We start from the raw sequence: 1,823 nt of genomic DNA, 5'->3' as shown, positions 1-1,823 counted from the left end.
CGTGCTTGACTGCCTTTTTCTCCCCCTCTCCTAAACTAGAATCATCAGCCAATAGTTCATAAATTAGCGTTGACACTTCATTATGGGTTGGATATTTTTCCCATGAAAATTTTCCATTTTCAATATGCACACCATTTTCTGGTAGTTCAGCAATTAAATTTTTCTTTTTTAATTCTTTATTTAGCCAGTCTTGAAAATGCATTTCTAACTTACCAATATCATGCCAAAACCCTGCACTTAAAGCCGCTTTTTGCAACTGATTATCCGTGCAAAAAGTTTTCATTATTTCTTTTGCCACCACACCAACTACAAATAAGTGTTGATCTAATGGTTGCTTTTTTGTATTTGCGTATATTTCACTCATGTCTATTTCTCCTATAAATTTATCCGCCTCGGTATAGTTTACCGCCACAAATCCCTCGTTATTAAACTTGTTTCGATTTCCCACCACCCACAGTAATTCTATTCTAATTCTTGATTTTAGTTGATGACAACTAACGGCAGTATTTTTGCTGGCAGTTTTTCGTAAAAGTCTTTTAACCGCATCTAAGCCTTCTTCGGTAATGGGGGTTTGCCAAGTGTTATTGCCGATACGGTTAGCAAAAGCGTCCAATACTCGTCTTGTTCTACTAAGGGCTTTTTTCTCACACTCACTGATGAAAGTTACTAGCATTTTTTATCCTTTTCAACCTCGGCGCAAATCTCTTTGATGGTATTAAACATAAAGTCTAGCGCCTTATGTTTGGTGAAGTTTTGCAAACATTGAGCGCGAAATTCTACATCGCTCATTTGCTCTTTGGCGCCAATAAATGCCCACGGTAAAATAAGTGCATCTTTAACCAAATCAGCAATATCAAACACCAAAGCACCTCGGCGAGTTTTACCGTGCATAAGCGCAAAACCGTGTGGAATGCCAAGCACCCAAAGGGTGGTAGCAGCCAGTCCATAGGCCAAATAATTACCATGATTAAGAAAATCATTAGCCAAATCTGTGCTGTCATGTTGCCTAGTGAATTTTATGGTTTTGGTGGCCGTTGCAGCTTGCCTGTAAAGAGCCTTAGTAAGCAACATTTCATCGGTTAGGAGTTTGTTAACACTATTGGCGTTGATAATTTTTTGCTTGAAATCATCCAATAATTTTGTATTAGGTGTGATACCTTCGATTTTTAAATCTTTGTCTTTACCCCAGATTTTGTTTAAAAAATCAATGCGTTTGGTTTGAATGGTTTTAGCAAAAATTAATCGTTTGCCTTCGTCAAACCAAAATCCCATCCACGCTTGCACATATTCGGTAGGACGATATTCACTTTGTGGTGTAAGCCATTCAATTTGCGTTGCCATGAGTAGTGGCGTACCACCAGAGCCACTAAAACCAACTAAAACTCCTGCTTGAGCGAGCATTCTCATCGCTGCTTGAGTGATTGAAGTGCCACCACCAAGTAAAATACAAGTGGTATTGGCAATAGGAATATTCCAATATTGTTTGTTATCTTGTTCTTCCGTGAGATATAAAACACGCCCATCTTTTTGCATGACTCGGCATTTGTCTAAATAATAAATATTGGCGCGTTTAGAATGAAGAATGGCTTTTAAATCAGTTAATTGCTGCATAAAAATAAAAAGTTCAAATAAAAGGCGCACTTTACCCAAATAAAACCAACCTTGAGTAATTATTTTAAGTTACACCCTTGATATTTATTTTAAAAACCCACCCACGCTGCTCAAAATCATCAAACATATCAAAACTCGCACAAGCTGGGGATAACAAAATTGCACCGCTGTCAATTAAGATACTGGCGGTATTAACTGCCGCTTCCATAGAG

At 37.8% G+C, this 1,823-nt stretch carries 1 protein-coding gene and 1 pseudogene; both read right to left on the bottom strand.

The window, feature by feature from the left end; translation table 11 throughout:
• A pseudogene (locus tag BQ7314_RS11360) lies at positions 1 to 673 on the bottom strand (CRISPR-associated helicase/endonuclease Cas3); the annotation flags it as partial.
• Entirely contained in the window at positions 667 to 1,611 is a 945-nt protein-coding gene (cas1f, locus tag BQ7314_RS11355; RefSeq protein ID WP_139682928.1) for a type I-F CRISPR-associated endonuclease Cas1f, read from the bottom strand. The gene cas1f and the pseudogene BQ7314_RS11360, both read right to left, overlap by 7 nt.
• Positions 1,612 to 1,823 lie beyond the last annotated feature (212 nt).

It is taken from the genome of methanotrophic endosymbiont of Bathymodiolus puteoserpentis (Logatchev), assembly GCF_900128525.1.
Taxonomy (GTDB): Bacteria; Pseudomonadota; Gammaproteobacteria; order Methylococcales; family Methylomonadaceae; genus Methyloprofundus.
This window is presented reverse-complemented; position numbering and strand designations above follow the sequence as displayed.